This is a genomic window from Nakamurella sp. PAMC28650 (assembly GCF_014303395.1).
Lineage (GTDB): Bacteria > Actinomycetota > Actinomycetes > Mycobacteriales > Nakamurellaceae > Nakamurella.
Genome location: NZ_CP060298.1, coordinates 718,219 through 732,622 on the forward strand (window position 1 = coordinate 718,219; position 14,404 = coordinate 732,622).

The window sequence follows — 14,404 nt, forward strand, 5'->3', positions numbered from 1 at the left end:
TCGACGAGAGACGAGTCAACCGATGTCATCGCTGCTCACCGATCCTCTGCTCGAGCCCTTCCAGCTCGGCCCGCTGACGCTGCGCAACCGGGTGGTGAGCACCTCGCACGAGCCGGCTTTCTCGCAGGACGGCATGCCCAAGGAGCGCTATGCGGCCTATCACGTCGAGAAGGCGAAGGGCGGGGTGGCACTCACCATGATCGGCGGCTCCGCGGTCGTGTCGCCGGACAGCCCGCCGGCCTTCGGGAACCTGCTGATGTACAAGGACGAGATCGTCCCGTGGCTCGCGCAGCTCACCGAGCAGGTGCACGAGCAGGGGGCAGCGGTGATGTGCCAGATCACCCACCTCGGTCGGCGCACGAGCAACTACGCCGGCGACTGGTTGCCCGTCATTGCCCCGTCCCCGCTCCGGGAACCGGCGCACCGGGCGTTCCCCAAGCAGGCCGAGGAGTGGGACCTGGACCGGGTGGTCGCGGACTACGCCAGTGCTGCCGAGCGCGCGGTCGCGGGCGGCCTGGACGGCATCGAACTCGAGGCCTACGGGCACCTGCTGGACGGATTCCTGTCCCCCGCCACCAATCGGCGCACCGACGGTTGGGGTGGCTCGCCGGAGGCCAGGCTACGGCTGGCACTGGCGGTGGTGCGGGCCATCCGGGATGCGGTCGGGCCGGTCTTCCCGATCGGCATGCGCCTCGTGATCGACGAGGACATGTCCGGCGGCATCGACGCCGACTCCGGCATCGCGGCGGCGCGCAGCCTGGTCGCCGAGGGCGTCGACTTCATCAGCGTCATCCGCGGCCACATCGACACCGACGCCGGGCTGGCCCGGGTGATCCCCCCGATGGGCACGCCGTCGGCGCCGCACCTGGAGTTCGCCGGCTGGGTGAAGAAGGAGCTCGGGGTACCGGTGATGCACGCGTCCCGGATCGCCGATGTCGCCACCGCCCGCCATGCCATCCGGGACGGACTGCTCGATCTGGTCGGGATGACCAGGGCCCAGATCGCCGATCCCTACCTGGTGGCCAAGATCGCCGCCGGGCAGGAGGACCGGATCCGGCCGTGCGTCGGCGCCGGTTACTGCCTGGACGCGATCTACCAGGCCAGCGACACCAAGTGCATCCACAATGCCGCCACCGGTCGCGAACTGCTGCTACCGCATCATGTGCCGCCTTCCACCGGGCCGAGCCGGAAGGTCGTGGTGATCGGCGCCGGCGCGGCCGGCCTGGAAGCAGCGCGGGTGCTCGGCGAACGTGGACATCGGGTGGTCGTGATGGAGGCGGCCCCGGAGGCCGGCGGTCAGTTGCTGCTGGCCGCCCGTTCTGCCGCACGCAGGGACCTGCTCGGGATCATCGGCTGGCGCCTGACCGAATCTGCACGGTGCGACGTCCGGATCCGCTACAACACCTACGCGGACGTCGCAGCGGTGATGGCCGAGGCACCGGATGTCGTCGTGGTCGCGACCGGCGGTCTGCCCAACACGGGTTTCCTCGAGTCGGGATCGGATCTGGTCCTGGACACCTGGGACGTGCTCGCCGGCTCGGTGCCGCCGGCCGGCGACGTGCTGCTCTACGACGACCACGGCGGGCACAGCGCCATGGACGCGGCGGCGACCATCGCCGAGGCGGGAGCGCGGCTGCACATCGTCACGCCCGAGCGCACGCTGGCCATGGACGTCGGTGGGGTGAACTATCCGCGGTACTTCGGGATCCTGGCTCGGGCTGGGGCCAGAACTACTCTGCTGCAACAGCTTCGTTCGGTCCGACGGGGCACTGGTGGGCGCCTGGTCGCCGGTCTGTACAGCGAGTACGGCGGATTCGAGACCGAGCTGACCGTCGACCAGGTGGTCGTCGAGCACGGCACCCTGCCGAACGACGAGCTGTATCGGTCACTGGTGCCCGGCTCCAGCAATCTGGGGGCCGTCGACCACCAGGCGCTGCTGGCCACATCACCGCAGCAGATGACGCCCCATCCGGCCGGCACCTACCAGCTGTTCCGGATCGGCGACGCCGTGTCCAGCCGGAATGTCCACGCTGCGGTGCTGGACGCCTACCGTCTCTGCCTGGCGATCTGATCGATCATCGCTCCCGACTCGACTGCCGAATGTCGGCAACCCAATGGGTAGTTGACGGTGCAACTCTGCCGTAGCTCCGCAGGGAGAGCGCAGGCAAGCTAGGGATATCGAAGCAAGCAACACCTAGCCATCCGGGAGTACAACGTGACCGTCCCCTTCTGGGCCTGGGCCGCATTCGGCGCCGTGGTCCTGACCATGCTGACCATCGACCTGCTCGCCCATCGCGGGGCGCACGTCATCAAGTTCAAGGAAGCCGCGATCTGGAGTGCCGTGTGGGTGGGCCTGTCGCTGGTGTTCGCCGGCGTCATCTGGGCCACCATGGGCAGCGGCTCCGCAGTCGAGTTCACCACGGCCTGGTTGCTCGAGAAGTCGCTCAGCGTCGACAATCTCTTCGTCTTCGCGTTGATCTTCGGCTACTTCAAGGTTCCCCGCGAGTACCAGCACCGAGTGCTGTTCTACGGCGTCATCGGCGCGCTGCTGTTCCGCGGCATCTTCTTGGCGGCGGGCGTCGCCATCGTCAACCAGTTCACCGCCATCCTGTTCGTGTTCGGCGCCATCCTGATCTACAGCGCGATCAAGCTGCTCAAGGACGACGACGATTCGATGGACCCGGGCAAGAGCGTCGCCGTTCGCCTGCTGCGCAAGGTCGTCCCGGTGTCCGACGAGTACCGCGGCACCAAATTCTTCTTCAAGGAGGCCGGAAAGCGAATTGCCACACCACTTCTCGCGGTCGTCGTGGCCATCGAGGCAGCTGACCTGGTGTTCGCCGTCGACAGCGTCCCCGCTGTGCTCGCCGTCAGTGACAACACCTTCATCATTTACTCCAGCAACGCCTTTGCCATCCTTGGGCTGCGGGCCCTGTACTTCCTGCTGGCCGGCATGCTCAAGAAGTTCCACCACCTCGGCAAGGGACTCTCGTTCATCCTCGCCTTCATCGGTGTGAAGCTCTTCCTGCAGGCCGGGCACAAGGTCATCTCCAACTCCATCCCGGAGATCCCGTCCCTGGTGTCGCTCGCCGTCATCATCGTGGCTCTGACCATCTCGATCGTCGCCTCGCTCAAGTTCCCGCTGCCCGAGGAGGACTCGGAAGGGGACGCCCTCGAGGGTGCGGATCTGTCGGAGCCGGCCCACCCGGCGGGTCCGGACGGGCTGCCCGAACTTTCGGAGGGTCCGGATCTGGTGAAGCGGGCCGATCTGGTGACTCATTCGGATGGAACACGCGCAGGCTGATCTGGTCGGTTGAATAGTTCAGCCGGCGCCCAATAGCTCAGCACTGCCAAACCATTCAGCAGTGGCAGGTCGCTCAGCAGTGGCACGTCGCTCGGTAGCGTCACGCAGGTCAGCAAGGCATCAGCCGCGTCACTTCTGGAGGTCCAGGGGTGACGCGGCTTTGCTGTTCGGGAGTCCTGCAACGCACTGACTCCAAGTTCCTGAGTCAGAAGGGAGCGTCGCCGCTGTCCGGCGAAGCATCGACGGGTCGGTCGTCGCCCCTGACCGGCCCTGACTCCTGCACTACTTTTGTGGGTCGTCGGGATCGTTCGAGTAGGGCGGCGATCTGGAAGGTTTCGGTGAGGTCGGCTTTTTCGCGGGTGGCGGCGTCGAAGTCGGCCGGGTCGAATTGGTGGCCGTCGGTGTCGAACTGTCTGCCGGCGATGAAGTCCCGTTTGCGTTGCTCGACGGGGTCCAGCGCGGTGCGCAGGGTGGCCAGCCTGCGCAGGGAATGTTCCCGGGCCTGTCGGCGCAGGATCCGGTAGGTGGTGATCTCGACGCTGCCGGGGTGCGGGATGGTGACGGGGTCCTCCAGTTCGGTGTTCGGCTCGATCCAGTCGACGCCGGCCGGGACCACCGGGATCGTCGGTCCGAAGACGGTCGGGCCGATGATCACCCTCGTCTCGTCCGGTTCGGTGTCCGCCGGGCCTGTTGCCCGGCCCGGGGCAGTCTTCTCCCCAGGGTCGGTGATATTCGTTTCGGCGGTGGGTCTCTGATCGGTCGCGACCTGATCGGTCGCGACCTGGGCGGTGGTGGCGGCTGGTCGGAGCCACTCCCCGGGCAGGGTGAACTCCCGCGGATGGGAGATGGCGTGGTGGCCGGTGTTGGTGGTCCACCGGATCGACAGGTCCGGTTGCAGCTGCGGCGTCCAATCCGTGTGGTGCTTCAACAGATGATGCCACGTGCACAACGAAATACTGTTGCACAACAACGTCTTCCCACCTCGGGTGGGATCCTGGTGGTCGAACGGGTCCAGGTGGTCGATGTCGCACTTCCACGCCGGCATCGCACACCCGGCCATCCGGCACGTCCCGGACAACACCACCACCTGATCGCACAGTTGCTGCCCGGGCCGATAGGTCAACGCCCCGACCGCAGTGGCCGTCCCGGTCACCGGATCCACCCCGACGGCGGTCAACGTCCCCCACGACACGGCGATCTGGCGCAGCAGCTGCGCGGTGATCACCCCATGCCCATCCAGCTGCCCGGGCAGATCATCCCACCCGATCACCGTCGACCACGCCCCCGTCACATTCAGGTGCGGCCGGCGGCCGTGCCGTGACAACGCCCGCGCCCACCGCCCCGCCCGATCAGCGAGATCCACCCCGCCGGAGACAGACCCGACCGGGCGCGTGCCATTCTCGGCCGCGGCGCCGTTTTCCGCACCGCCGGGGGCTCCGTCGCGGGGCGCACCGCCCGCGGCGGCCCCGTCGCGGGGACCGGCGTCGTCCGGGTCGCGGGGATCAGCGTGCGCCGGGTCGGTCCGTTCAGCCGGTGCGGGCTCAGCCGGACCGGCGGGACCGGCGGGACCGGCGGGCTCAGCGGTGGCGTGTTCGGCGCGGGCGATCAGGCCGTGCAGATCCACGAACCCGAACGTCAACAACTCCCGGGCGATGTCGGCGACCGCATCAGCGCGACGCTGATCCACGCTCCGGGCATCAAGTCCCTTGTTCGCATCGGCGATCAGATCGATCAACGTGAACACCATCACCGCCGCCTCCGCCGGCAACAGGGCGTTGATGATCCCCATCCCGTCCGGATCCCGCCGGTGCGTCACACCCCGGTCGGCCACCGCTTTGACCCGCCGGTACTCCGCCGCCGCCGGGTCGGCCAGGATCACCTCCCGGTCCACGATCGTCTCCAACCGCGCCTTGGACCGGCCCTTCACACACCGCAAAATCCGCCGCTCCACCTGGCGGCACACCTGCGGCGACAGCACCGCGGTCCGGTCCACGATCATCCGGACCCGCCCCACATCCACCCGCCCCGCCCACAACGCATCCAACGTCCCGGGGCAGCGCCGTTTCCAGCCGCATCGACTGCCCGATCAGGATCTTCGCCGTCACCGGCGACCAGTCCAACACCGCCGCCACCTCCGTGGCGGCCACCCCGATGCTGCGGTCGCAGGTCAACTCCGCCACCACTACCGGATCCACCAGCCCGTCCGGTCCGCGGCCCTGCCCGGCCTTGTCCACCAGAGCGGCCACCAACGCGGTGACATCCCCGCAGCGGTGCGGGCGCCCCAACTCCGCCAACAACCGGGTCTGCAACGCATTCACATACGCCAACAACCGTTCAGCGGTGATCACCGCATCGACCAGATCAGAAGGGGACAACGCAGCCGGATCAACAGCAGCCAACACCGCCAACGACCCGACCCCGGGCAGGCCGGCTGCAGCGACCGCCGCCGCAGAACCACCGCCCGCCACCCGCACCACCACCGCCCACACCCCCCAGCAATCCAGCAATTCCCCGAACATCTGTACCGGGTAGCTGTTCACCACAGAGGTCAGGCGGCCGCGGCACCCCCGCGCGACACCCCACGCGCCCCCGCGCGACACCCCACGCGCTACCGCGCGGCACCACCCGGCCACCCCAGGCGCTCGGCGATCTCCGAACCCCGGCCGGCGCTGCACCCAAGGCCCATTTTTCTCTACCCTGGTCCGCTGTTGACCGCCGATGAACTGATGTTGCTGATGCTCGACGGCCACACGGGCAAACTTGTCACCGACGGCGTGACACCCGTCGATCCGATGCTGGCCGGAGCGGTCCTGGTCGATCTGGCGCTCGGCGCGTTCGTGGACATCGCACGTGGGGAGGAGGACGCGAAGGCGGGGCGAGTGTTCATCCGAAAGACCGGTCCCACAACGGATCCGCTCCTCGACGAGGCATTGGCCACGGCGGCCGTCCATCAGTGCCTGTCGCCCTCGAAGCTGATCGGCGCCCTGGGCAAAGGTGTGCGCGCACGGGTTCTCGACCGTCCGGTGGCCATGGGGCAGGTCCGTGTCGAGAGGCGCCGAATTCTGCACATCCTCCCCCGGACCCGATGGAACGAGAGCGACCCACGCGCAGAAAATGAGGTGCGCGAACGGATCTGGAGAACGCTGTTCCAGGACCGACCGCCGGATGACCGGACCTCCGCCACGATCTCCCTGCTGCTGACGGCCAACGTGCTGACCAAGATCTTCCCGACCGAACCGTCGGGTGCGGACGTCGACAAGAAGGCGCTCACCGCACGGTCCGAGGAAGTGGCGGACAGCGAATGGGGCCCCGGCGGCCGCCCGGAAGGTTGTCGAGGACATCCGGGCGGCCATGCTGGTCGCCACGATGATCCCGGTCATCACCACCACGACTTGATCCGGCTTACCCGGGTACCCCCAGATCGTGATCGCAGGATCCGTCGTCGCTCAGGATCGGCAAGACGCTGCAAACGGGCAGCCCGGGATTCGCCGCCAGAGCATCGGGGTATCGAGCGGACATGGACAGCAGGATGATGAACACCCGGGAATATCGCTTCGCTTTCGACCGCAGCTACCGGTGGCCCGCCCGGCTGTTCGGCGTCACCGACCAGAACGCAATCGTGACGATCGATCAGGACGGCCTGCACGCCCGGTTCGGTCCTTGGCTCGTCGAAACGCCGCTGTCCAACATCTTGAACGCCAGCCTGACCGGCCCCTACCACTTCCTCAAGACCGCAGGGCCGGCACACCTCTCGTTCGACGATCGAGGAATCACGTTCGCCTCCAACGGTCAGCAGGGTGTGTTCATCGAATTCGCCGATCCGGTAGCGGGTATCGAACCAACGGGGCAGCTCAAACATCCGAACCTCACGGTCACCGTCCGGGACTGCAAGGGGCTGGCCGAATTTCTCCGACGTTCGGTCGGCCTCGCCACGACCCGCACGGCCGGCTGAGCCCGCCGACCGTCCGCACCTGCTCATCCCCTGGATCACCGCACCGGACCACCGGCCCCGCTGCCGTTGACGTTCGGATTCGAGACCATCGTCTGCTGCGTGCTCTGCCCGTCACGGCCCGATCCGTCTCTGGTTTGGTTGCCACCCGCCAGGATGAGCACCACAGTGACGACCACCACGATGACGACCAGTGCGCCACCGGCCAGCAGCAGGCCAAGCCTCCGGGTCAGACGTGGCTTCTTCGCAGGATGTTGGTTGGCGGTCATGCCGAGCTCCGCTTCGCATACTTTTCGCAGCGATGGAATCGCTGCGTTGAACAGGCCGCGCCCCTGCTGCGCTGTTGAACCGAGGCCGGCCCGCCGGCACGGGGTTCGAGCTTCGAACTCCCGGCCTGTCTTGACGGTTACCAACGGGACGGGGGCTCAACCGTCCCAGGGAGATCCGGCCCCGCAGAAAGCGACTCGCGCGCTCCCCAACCGGCACCGACACACCGGCACCGGCACCGGCTGAACTGTCGGCGCCCCGGGCCCGGGTGGTCGAACGGACGTCAATAGCCTGTCCGCATGCCAGATATTGCGCCCCCTCGCCCTGACGAACTCGACGGTCTGCTCGGCTTCCTGGAATGGCAACGTCACGGAGTCCGCGCGGCGCTGGCGGGTCTCACCGATGCGCAGGCCCGATCACGGCCGGTCCCGTCGACCACCCTCAGCCTCGGCGGCATTCTCAAGCACCTGGTGGGCGTCGAACGATCGTGGATCCGCACCGATGTCCTTCGAGGTCCGGAGGAACCGAGCGAACGGTCCGACGACTTCACCCTCCGTGAGGACGAGACGGTCCGTGAGTACCTGGACAAGTGGGCCGACGAAGCAGCTCACACCGAGAAGGTGCTGCGGTCCGGCCTCGATCTCTACCAGTCGGTTCCCGACCCGGGCGGTGCCCCTGACAACAACGTGCGCTGGGTGATGCTTCATTTCATCGAGGAGACCGCCCGACATGCAGGTCATGCGGACATCCTCCGCGAGGCGATCGATGGACAGCAGTACCACCGTTGACCGTCCACCACTGTTGGGACCGTCGGAGACCGGTGCGGTGGACCGCGGGGGAACCGGCCTGCACCGACGGGCGGGAGACCGTCCGTCAGGGAATCAGAACGATCTTCCCACGGGTGTGGCGCTTCTCGAGTTCGGTGTAGGCCAGCCGGACGTCCTCGAGCGGGAAGGTGGCGGCGATCGGGAGGTCGATCCGGCCGGTGGCGACGTATCCGGCCATCTCGGCCAGAACCTCCGTGGTGGTGGCGTCGCCACTGCCCTCCGCCTTCGTCCCGTACTTCTGGGCCGCCTCGAAGGAGATGATCGTCTCGATGCGGTCGCGAGCCACCCCGAGCTCGACGGCCAGGTCGAGGTACTCCGGCCCGAAAAGATCGACGAAAGCATCGATCCCGCTCGGTGCGGCCGCCCGGAGCCGGTCGGCAAGGCCGTCGCCGTAGGCCACCGGGAGCACTCCGTGCGACTTCAACCAGGAGTGGTGGGACTCCGAGGCGATCCCCAGGACCCGCGCGCCCTTCAACCGCAGCAATTGCACGACGACCACCCCGACACCGCCCGCGGCGGCCGGGACCACCACGGTCTCACCAGGCTTGGCGTCGATGGCGCGCACGGCGGCGAACGCGGTGACCCCGACGACGTAGAGGGACCCTGCGGCCGACCAGGAGAGCTCGGCCGGCTTCGGGATCAACTGGGCCGCCGGGACGGCCACGTACTCCGCCTGGCTCGAACGGCGCCACGACCAACCCAGGACCTCGTCACCGACAGCGAAATGACCGACACCGTCGCCGATCTCGCTGATCACGCCGGCGAGGTCACTGCCCTGCCCGGACGGGAAGGTGGCTGGGACCACAGCGTCGAAAAAACCTTGCCGGATGGTCGCCTCGCCCGGATTGATGCCGGCCGCCTTCACCTGCACGATCACTTCACCGGGAGCCGCCGTGGGTTTCTCCACCTCGACCACCTGCAGCACATCGATCCCGCCGTACTGGTCGAACCGCACTGCTTTCGTCATGGCCGGCACTCCTTCAGGTCGTCGAGGTGAAAACGTCTCCCTGGAGGTCCAGCAGCGCGCACCGGCCCGGATATTCCCGGCGATCAGCGCCAGTACGGCTCGCGGAGCTTGAACTTCTGCAGTTTCCCGGTCGCCGTCCGAGGAAGTTCAGCCACGAACTCCACCTTCTTGGGGCACTTGAACCCGGCCAGCGAGATCCGGCAGTGCGCGATCAGGTCACGTTCGGTCAGGGCCGAGGATTCGTCACGGACCACCAGCGCGGTGACCAGCTCACCCCACTTCTCGTCCGGGATGCCGATGACGGCCACCTCCCGCACCTCGGGGTGGGACATCACCGCGTCCTCGACCTCGATCGAGCTGACGTTCTCGCCACCGGTGATGATCACGTCCTTCTTGCGGTCCGAGATCGTCAGGTAGCCGTCGACGAAAGTGCCGCCATCTCCGGTATGGAACCAGTTGTCCCGCTGGGCATCTGCCGTCGCATCCGGGTTCTGCCAGTAGGCGTCCAGGTTGTGGTTCGACTGTGCCAGGATCTCGCCGTCCTCGGAGATGTCGATCCGCACGCCGAGCGCCGGGGCGCCGGCGCGGCCGAGCAACCGGGCCTGATCGGTGGCCGGCAGGACCTCCCACTCGGACCGCATCCGGTTGACCGTCAGCAACGGCGACGTCTCGGTCAGCCCGTAGATCTGGATGAACTCCCAATTCAGATCCGCGCGTACTCGTTCGATGGTGCGGGTGGGCGGGGCGGCCCCTGCGCAGATCACCCGCACCGTTCCCCGCCCGGGGATGTCGCCCTCCCACGTCGGCAGGGCGTCGAGCACGGCGTTCAGCACGGCCGGGGCGGCGCACATCACCGTCACCCCGTATTCGGCCACCCGACGCAGGATCTCGGCGCCGTCGATCTTGCGGATCACCACCTGCTTGATACCCAGGCCGGTGGTGCCGAACGGCATGCCCCAGCCGTTGGCGTGGAACATCGGCAGCGTGTGCAGGTAGACGTCCCGGTCGGTCAACCCGGCGTGCAGGGCGAAGACCGTGGCGTTGAGCCACGTCGCCCGATGGGTCTGCTGCACGCCCTTGGGGCGCGCGGTGGTGCCGGAGGTGTAGTTGATGGTGGCGGTGGCCGCCTCGTCGGGCACCCACGGCCCGGGGGCGGCATCGCTGCCCGGGACGCCGAAGATCTCCGCGTCGTCCTCGCCGAGCACGCGGACGACGCGGGCCCGGATCGGATCGTCCTCGGACAGCAGACCGGCCTTCAGCTCCGGGTCGACGAGAAGGACGTCCGCTCCGGAATGTCCCACGATGTAACGGACTTCGGGCGCCGCCAGTCGGAAGTTGATCGGCACGAAGACCCGGCCGTACCCCGCGACGCCGTAGAACGACGTCAGCAGGCGTGAGCTGTTGTGGCTGACCATCGCGATCCGACTGCCTGGTTCCAGGGCGAGCGAGTCGAACCAGGCGGCCTGATGACGAGCACGCCTGGCCATTTCGCCGTAGGTGATGGCGCCCCAGGAGGTGGCCGGCTGGTCCGGCTCGTCCACCAACCCGACCCGGTCCGGGTAGACCGTGTCTGCGCGTTCGATGAAGTCACGAATGATCAAGGGGTAGAACACGAATGGCCTCCCGGCGGCGCTGCGGGCGAAGCTGTTGGACCATTATCGTATCCCCCGGTCGGATCGCCGCCGGGCCCGCAGTGGGTGTGCGGGCCAGGTGCAGCACGACCTCACCGTGAGCCGGCGGCCGTGCGGGCGACGAGGTCCTTCGCGATGTCCGCCAGCCGAACGTTGCGGGTCTGGGAGATCCCACGCAGCAGGGCGAAGGCGTCGGCGGCCGTGCAGTGCTCGGTGGCCATCACGATGCCCATCGCCTGGTCGATCACGGACCGGCTGCTCATCGTCGTCTGCAGTTGCTCCGCCAGCGTCACATCGCCGTAGTTGCGCAGCGTCGCCGTGATCGCCACGCAGGTGAGGGTGACGATCTGGGCGATCAACTCCACCCGATCCAGATCCTCGAAGGCGCCCACCTGCGCGGCGTAGAGGTTCAGGACGCCGAGCGCCTCGCCGCGGATGATCAGGGGCGACGAATACACGGCCGAGACGCCGTGCGCCATGGCCTGCCGGGGATATCCGTGCCACCGCGACTCCCGGGACATGTCGGGCGCCATGACGATCCGGGCGGTGTAGAGGGCCTCCAGGCATGGACCCTCGTCGATCTCGTACTGCTGCTCGTCCAGGAGCGCTCCCAGCGGGTCGGCAGACGCGACGGTGATCACCCGCCCGCCGTTGGCCATGGTGATGCCTCAGGTCAGGACGCCGTGCACGCTGCGAACGGACAGCTCGGCGATCCGTTGCATCAGGTCCTGGAACGAATCGGTGGCCAGCAGCAGCTCGGCCAGTTCCTGCAGCGCGAAGGCCAGGGGCGGGCCGGAACCCACGGGCAGGGCGGGCTCGGACATGCGCGTCCTTCCGGGGCAGCCCTGACGGGACACCGATCGGCACACGCCAAGAACGGTGTCCGGGTTCTCCCGGCCCTCGAAGACATCCTCAGTGTCGTCATGCTGTCACACCACGCGCAGGGGCTGTCACCCAGATCCGCTGTGCCGTCACCAAGGCGGGGCGCGCACCGGCCGACCTCCTGAGCGGGCTATCCTTCGGCCAGGGTTCGGAAAAGACGCCCCCCACCATCGCGACGTACCCGCAGCCGGGGTGGTGAGGCCTGACCGTCACTTTTCCCTGGAGCCGCATCGGTGTCGAAACAGTCTTCGCCCGCGGCTTCGCGGCCCGATTCGATCCCCGGGTCGTCCGCCGGGGGCCCGCGACAATGGTTGCCCGGCCGCGCTGATGTCGTGCTCCTGCACGCAGCGCTCTACCGACTCCGGTCGAGTCCCGATCCGAAGGTGGTCTTCACCGGTGCGGCCGACCTGATGATCCCGCTGTTGTGCGACGAGGCCTCGGTGGAGGTCTACCTCGGAGACCGGCTGGCGCGTTGGCAGGACAATCCGCCGGCGACCGACGGTATCCCCGCACCCCGCGCATCCGGGGGGCGTGACGGTCATCCGGCCGCCATGTCCGTGACCGTCCACACGAGCAGCCTTCCTGCCGAGCCCGACGGCTGGACCGGCGGCCTTGACTACGTCGCGGCGCTGACCTGCCGCTGGTACAGCGGGGAGGAACCCACCGCATCCGCGGTGGCGCTGATCAAGATCGTCGCGCGCTACGCGGCAGCCATGGTGCACCAGGGACAGCAGGCCGAGTTGATCCAGGCCCAGGACCTTCGGATCCAGCGGCTGGAACGAGACCGTCAGGCGTGATTCGAGCTGTCCGGCTCGACCCGGTCCAAGGTGTCATCGCGCGGAATCCTCGTCAGGACAGGTGATTCCGGGCCGCGGCAGCAGGCGGAACCGGGCACGGGGGCACGACCGGGACGCTGCCCGTCGACCCGGCGCCAGGTTAGCAAATGCCCCGGAACGGGTACTGGGCGAAGCATGCGAGAAGGAAGCCGGGGCGATCACCACCCCGCCCGGCGGCACTGATGCCCACGACCTCGGGGTCCGGCCATCGGGGAACGCTGTCCAAGGCTCTGATCGTCAGCCGTGCAGTGGATCTCGCCCGTGAGGAGGGTCTGACCGCGGTCACCATGCGCCGGATCGCAGGTGATCTCGGCGTGGAGGCGATGTCGCTCTACCACTACATCCCTACGAAGGCCACGCTCCTGGTGCTGATGGCCGACTGGTCGCTGTCCCGGGTTCCTTCGCCGGATCCGGATCTCCCGTGGTCCGGCCGTCTGGTCGAGTTGCTGGTCCACACCTATCTGGCCGGCGTGGAGAATCCTCTGCTGTTCGAGGTGATCGCCTGCGAACCCCATGCCGAGCAACAGGTACCGCCGGCAGATGCCGACACGGGCGCGGCCTCGGCGGCCTTCGTGGAGACGGTACTGGCCCTGCTGGAGGAGTCCGGTCTCCCCGTGGGCCAGCAGGTCGACGCCTACCGCGGTCTCATCGGGATCCTGATCGGCTTCATCGTCATGCGGGCCGGCGGTTTCCTGACATCGGCGGCGCAGTCCAGCCGCCGCAGGGCCCCCCAGGGCGCGGTCCCGGAAGTGGCGACGCCCTCCCTCAGGCTCGCGCGGATGGGGCGGTTGCTGAATCAGGCCGATCCGGTGGCCGCCCTGCGGACGAACCTGGGCTGGTTTCTCGAGGGTCTCGTGGGAACCGGTCCGGCCCAGATCTCAGGCGACACCGGCTGAAGCGTTGTGCAGCGCGACGTGTCGTGCTGCCACCTCGCGCAGTTTGACATTGGTGTGCTGCGACTCCCGCCTGAGCATCAGGTAGGCCTCGTCTGCGGTCACCCTTGCCTTGGCCATCAGGACGCCCTTGGCCTGTTCGATCACCGTCCTGGCGTGCACCACGGCGGCCAGTTCCTCGGCCTGGCCGATGATCTCGGCGGTACCCCGACCGTCGTCATCGACATCGGCCAGGTATCGGATGAAGGTCTCCAACCGCTCATCGGTGAACGGGGCAGCGCCGTCCAGGGTCGCTGCCAGCCCACCGAACGTGGCAGCCAGCAGACCGCGCGCCCCGGTCACGTCCTTCACCGTCATCGACAGGTGCTCGACGCTGCCGTCCGCAGACTTCATCGGTGAGGTGGTGATGCTCCAGAACCGTCTCTGCAGCTTCGATCCCGATCCGGTCGCCACGTCGTAGCGGTGGACCCGGGCCACGTCGGAACGTTGCGTGGAGATGACGCCGGCGACAAACGCTCGGAGGCGGGTGCGCCCGTCCGTGTCGTGCCCGGGCGCAGGGTCGGGAAAGACCTCGTCGAAGAGCTGGTGGTCGAGAAGGTCCTCCCGGGATACCCCGGTCGCCTCCAGGAACAGGTCGTTCGCAGCCCGTACCGTCAGATCCGGGGTTAGGAGAGGCAGGGATCGGGCAGGGACTGCAACAACAGTTCTACATCGGGCTGGTGCGTCACATCGTGTCTCCCGGAAGCCAGGAACCGACTCCCCACTTGTCTCGAGGGAGCACCGCCATTCAACCTTGGGGTGTAAGACGTGCGCAAGACTGCAAAACTGTGCAAACACCCGGCACGCGCTCC

At 67.8% G+C, this 14,404-nt stretch carries 15 protein-coding genes; 8 read left to right on the forward strand and 7 right to left on the reverse strand.

Features of this window, described 5'->3' with window-relative positions; translation table 11 throughout:
- The first annotated feature begins 22 nt into the window (after window positions 1-22).
- On the forward strand, window positions 23-2,071 hold the full coding sequence (locus H7F38_RS03240) for an NAD(P)/FAD-dependent oxidoreductase (RefSeq protein WP_255498226.1): 2,049 nt from the start codon (window positions 23-25) through the stop codon (window positions 2,069-2,071).
- Between the two features lie 144 nt (window positions 2,072-2,215).
- Window positions 2,216-3,301, forward strand: coding sequence for a TerC family protein (locus H7F38_RS03245; RefSeq protein WP_187092834.1), 1,086 nt, complete (start codon window positions 2,216-2,218; stop codon window positions 3,299-3,301).
- Between the two features lie 205 nt (window positions 3,302-3,506).
- On the opposite strand, the gene H7F38_RS03250 is transcribed toward H7F38_RS03245, so the two are convergent.
- Window positions 3,507-5,300: a DUF222 domain-containing protein gene (locus tag H7F38_RS03250; protein ID WP_370531289.1), complete on the reverse strand. Its 1,794-nt coding sequence runs from the start codon at window positions 5,298-5,300 to the stop codon at window positions 3,507-3,509.
- Between the two features lie 137 nt (window positions 5,301-5,437).
- Here H7F38_RS03250 and H7F38_RS03255 point away from each other — a divergent pair, with 137 nt between their 5' ends.
- The 3 genes from H7F38_RS03255 to H7F38_RS03265 all read left to right on the forward strand — a co-directional run bounded on the left by H7F38_RS03255 (window position 5,438) and on the right by H7F38_RS03265 (window position 7,253).
- Complete coding sequence (locus H7F38_RS03255; protein WP_187092836.1) at window positions 5,438-5,833, forward strand: hypothetical protein; 396 nt, start codon at window positions 5,438-5,440, stop codon at window positions 5,831-5,833.
- Window positions 5,834-6,009: 176 nt separating this feature from the next.
- Entirely contained in the window at window positions 6,010-6,834 is an 825-nt protein-coding gene (locus H7F38_RS03260) for a GPP34 family phosphoprotein (RefSeq protein WP_187092837.1), read from the forward strand.
- Window positions 6,831-7,253 (forward strand): hypothetical protein, encoded by a 423-nt coding sequence (locus tag H7F38_RS03265; RefSeq protein WP_187092838.1) that lies wholly within the window; start codon window positions 6,831-6,833, stop codon window positions 7,251-7,253. The genes H7F38_RS03260 and H7F38_RS03265 overlap by 4 nt, the downstream gene beginning before the upstream one ends.
- A 35-nt stretch (window positions 7,254-7,288) precedes the next feature.
- Here the strand turns inward: H7F38_RS03265 and H7F38_RS03270 are convergent, their stop codons facing one another.
- Entirely contained in the window at window positions 7,289-7,519 is a 231-nt protein-coding gene (locus tag H7F38_RS03270) for a hypothetical protein (RefSeq protein WP_187092839.1), read from the reverse strand.
- 297 nt (window positions 7,520-7,816) lie between these two features.
- Between H7F38_RS03270 and H7F38_RS03275 the strand changes: the two genes are divergently transcribed.
- Window positions 7,817-8,305 (forward strand): DinB family protein, encoded by a 489-nt coding sequence (locus H7F38_RS03275; RefSeq protein ID WP_187092840.1) that lies wholly within the window; start codon window positions 7,817-7,819, stop codon window positions 8,303-8,305.
- An 85-nt stretch (window positions 8,306-8,390) separates the two neighbouring features.
- Here H7F38_RS03275 and H7F38_RS03280 read toward each other — a convergent pair whose 3' ends face one another.
- The 4 genes from H7F38_RS03280 to H7F38_RS03295 form a co-directional block, all read right to left on the reverse strand.
- Entirely contained in the window at window positions 8,391-9,311 is a 921-nt protein-coding gene (locus H7F38_RS03280; RefSeq protein WP_187092841.1) for an NADP-dependent oxidoreductase, read from the reverse strand.
- Window positions 9,312-9,394: 83 nt separating this feature from the next.
- Window positions 9,395-10,924 (reverse strand): AMP-binding protein, encoded by a 1,530-nt coding sequence (locus H7F38_RS03285; protein ID WP_187092842.1) that lies wholly within the window; start codon window positions 10,922-10,924, stop codon window positions 9,395-9,397.
- Between the two features lie 110 nt (window positions 10,925-11,034).
- On the reverse strand, window positions 11,035-11,601 hold the full coding sequence (locus H7F38_RS03290) for a GAF and ANTAR domain-containing protein (RefSeq protein WP_187092843.1): 567 nt from the start codon (window positions 11,599-11,601) through the stop codon (window positions 11,035-11,037).
- Between the two features lie 9 nt (window positions 11,602-11,610).
- Window positions 11,611-11,766 carry a hypothetical protein gene (locus H7F38_RS03295; RefSeq protein WP_187092844.1) on the reverse strand — a complete coding sequence of 52 codons (156 nt, stop codon included), beginning with the start codon at window positions 11,764-11,766 and terminating at the stop codon, window positions 11,611-11,613.
- Window positions 11,767-12,156: 390 nt separating this feature from the next.
- Between H7F38_RS03295 and H7F38_RS03300 the strand changes: the two genes are divergently transcribed.
- Window positions 12,157-12,621, forward strand: a complete 465-nt coding sequence (locus H7F38_RS03300) for a hypothetical protein (protein ID WP_187092845.1) — start codon at window positions 12,157-12,159, stop codon at window positions 12,619-12,621.
- A gap of 221 nt (window positions 12,622-12,842) precedes the next feature.
- Window positions 12,843-13,556, forward strand: coding sequence for a TetR/AcrR family transcriptional regulator (locus H7F38_RS03305; RefSeq protein ID WP_187092846.1), 714 nt, complete (start codon window positions 12,843-12,845; stop codon window positions 13,554-13,556).
- On the opposite strand, the gene H7F38_RS25420 is transcribed toward H7F38_RS03305, so the two are convergent.
- The gene (locus H7F38_RS25420; RefSeq protein ID WP_222618411.1) at window positions 13,539-14,390 is read right to left on the reverse strand and encodes an ANTAR domain-containing protein; all 852 of its coding nucleotides are present in this window, start codon (window positions 14,388-14,390) and stop codon (window positions 13,539-13,541) included. The genes H7F38_RS03305 and H7F38_RS25420 overlap by 18 nt on opposite strands.
- Between the last annotated feature and the right edge of the window lie 14 nt (window positions 14,391-14,404).

Excerpts from the sequence above, each read along its gene's own strand:
- H7F38_RS03275 (WP_187092840.1), top strand. The coding sequence starts at position 7,817 with ATGCCAGATATTGCGCCCCCTCGCCCTGACGAACTCGACGGTCTGCTC.
- H7F38_RS03250 (WP_370531289.1), bottom strand. The coding sequence starts at position 5,300 with ATGATCGTGGACCGGACCGCGGTGCTGTCGCCGCAGGTGTGCCGCCAG.
- H7F38_RS03240 (WP_255498226.1), top strand. The coding sequence starts at position 23 with ATGTCATCGCTGCTCACCGATCCTCTGCTCGAGCCCTTCCAGCTCGGC.
- H7F38_RS03295 (WP_187092844.1), bottom strand. The coding sequence starts at position 11,766 with ATGTCCGAGCCCGCCCTGCCCGTGGGTTCCGGCCCGCCCCTGGCCTTC.
- H7F38_RS03270 (WP_187092839.1), bottom strand. The coding sequence starts at position 7,519 with ATGACCGCCAACCAACATCCTGCGAAGAAGCCACGTCTGACCCGGAGG.
- H7F38_RS03280 (WP_187092841.1), bottom strand. The coding sequence starts at position 9,311 with ATGACGAAAGCAGTGCGGTTCGACCAGTACGGCGGGATCGATGTGCTG.
- H7F38_RS03305 (WP_187092846.1), top strand. The coding sequence starts at position 12,843 with ATGCCCACGACCTCGGGGTCCGGCCATCGGGGAACGCTGTCCAAGGCT.
- H7F38_RS03265 (WP_187092838.1), top strand. The coding sequence starts at position 6,831 with ATGATGAACACCCGGGAATATCGCTTCGCTTTCGACCGCAGCTACCGG.
- H7F38_RS03290 (WP_187092843.1), bottom strand. The coding sequence starts at position 11,601 with ATGGCCAACGGCGGGCGGGTGATCACCGTCGCGTCTGCCGACCCGCTG.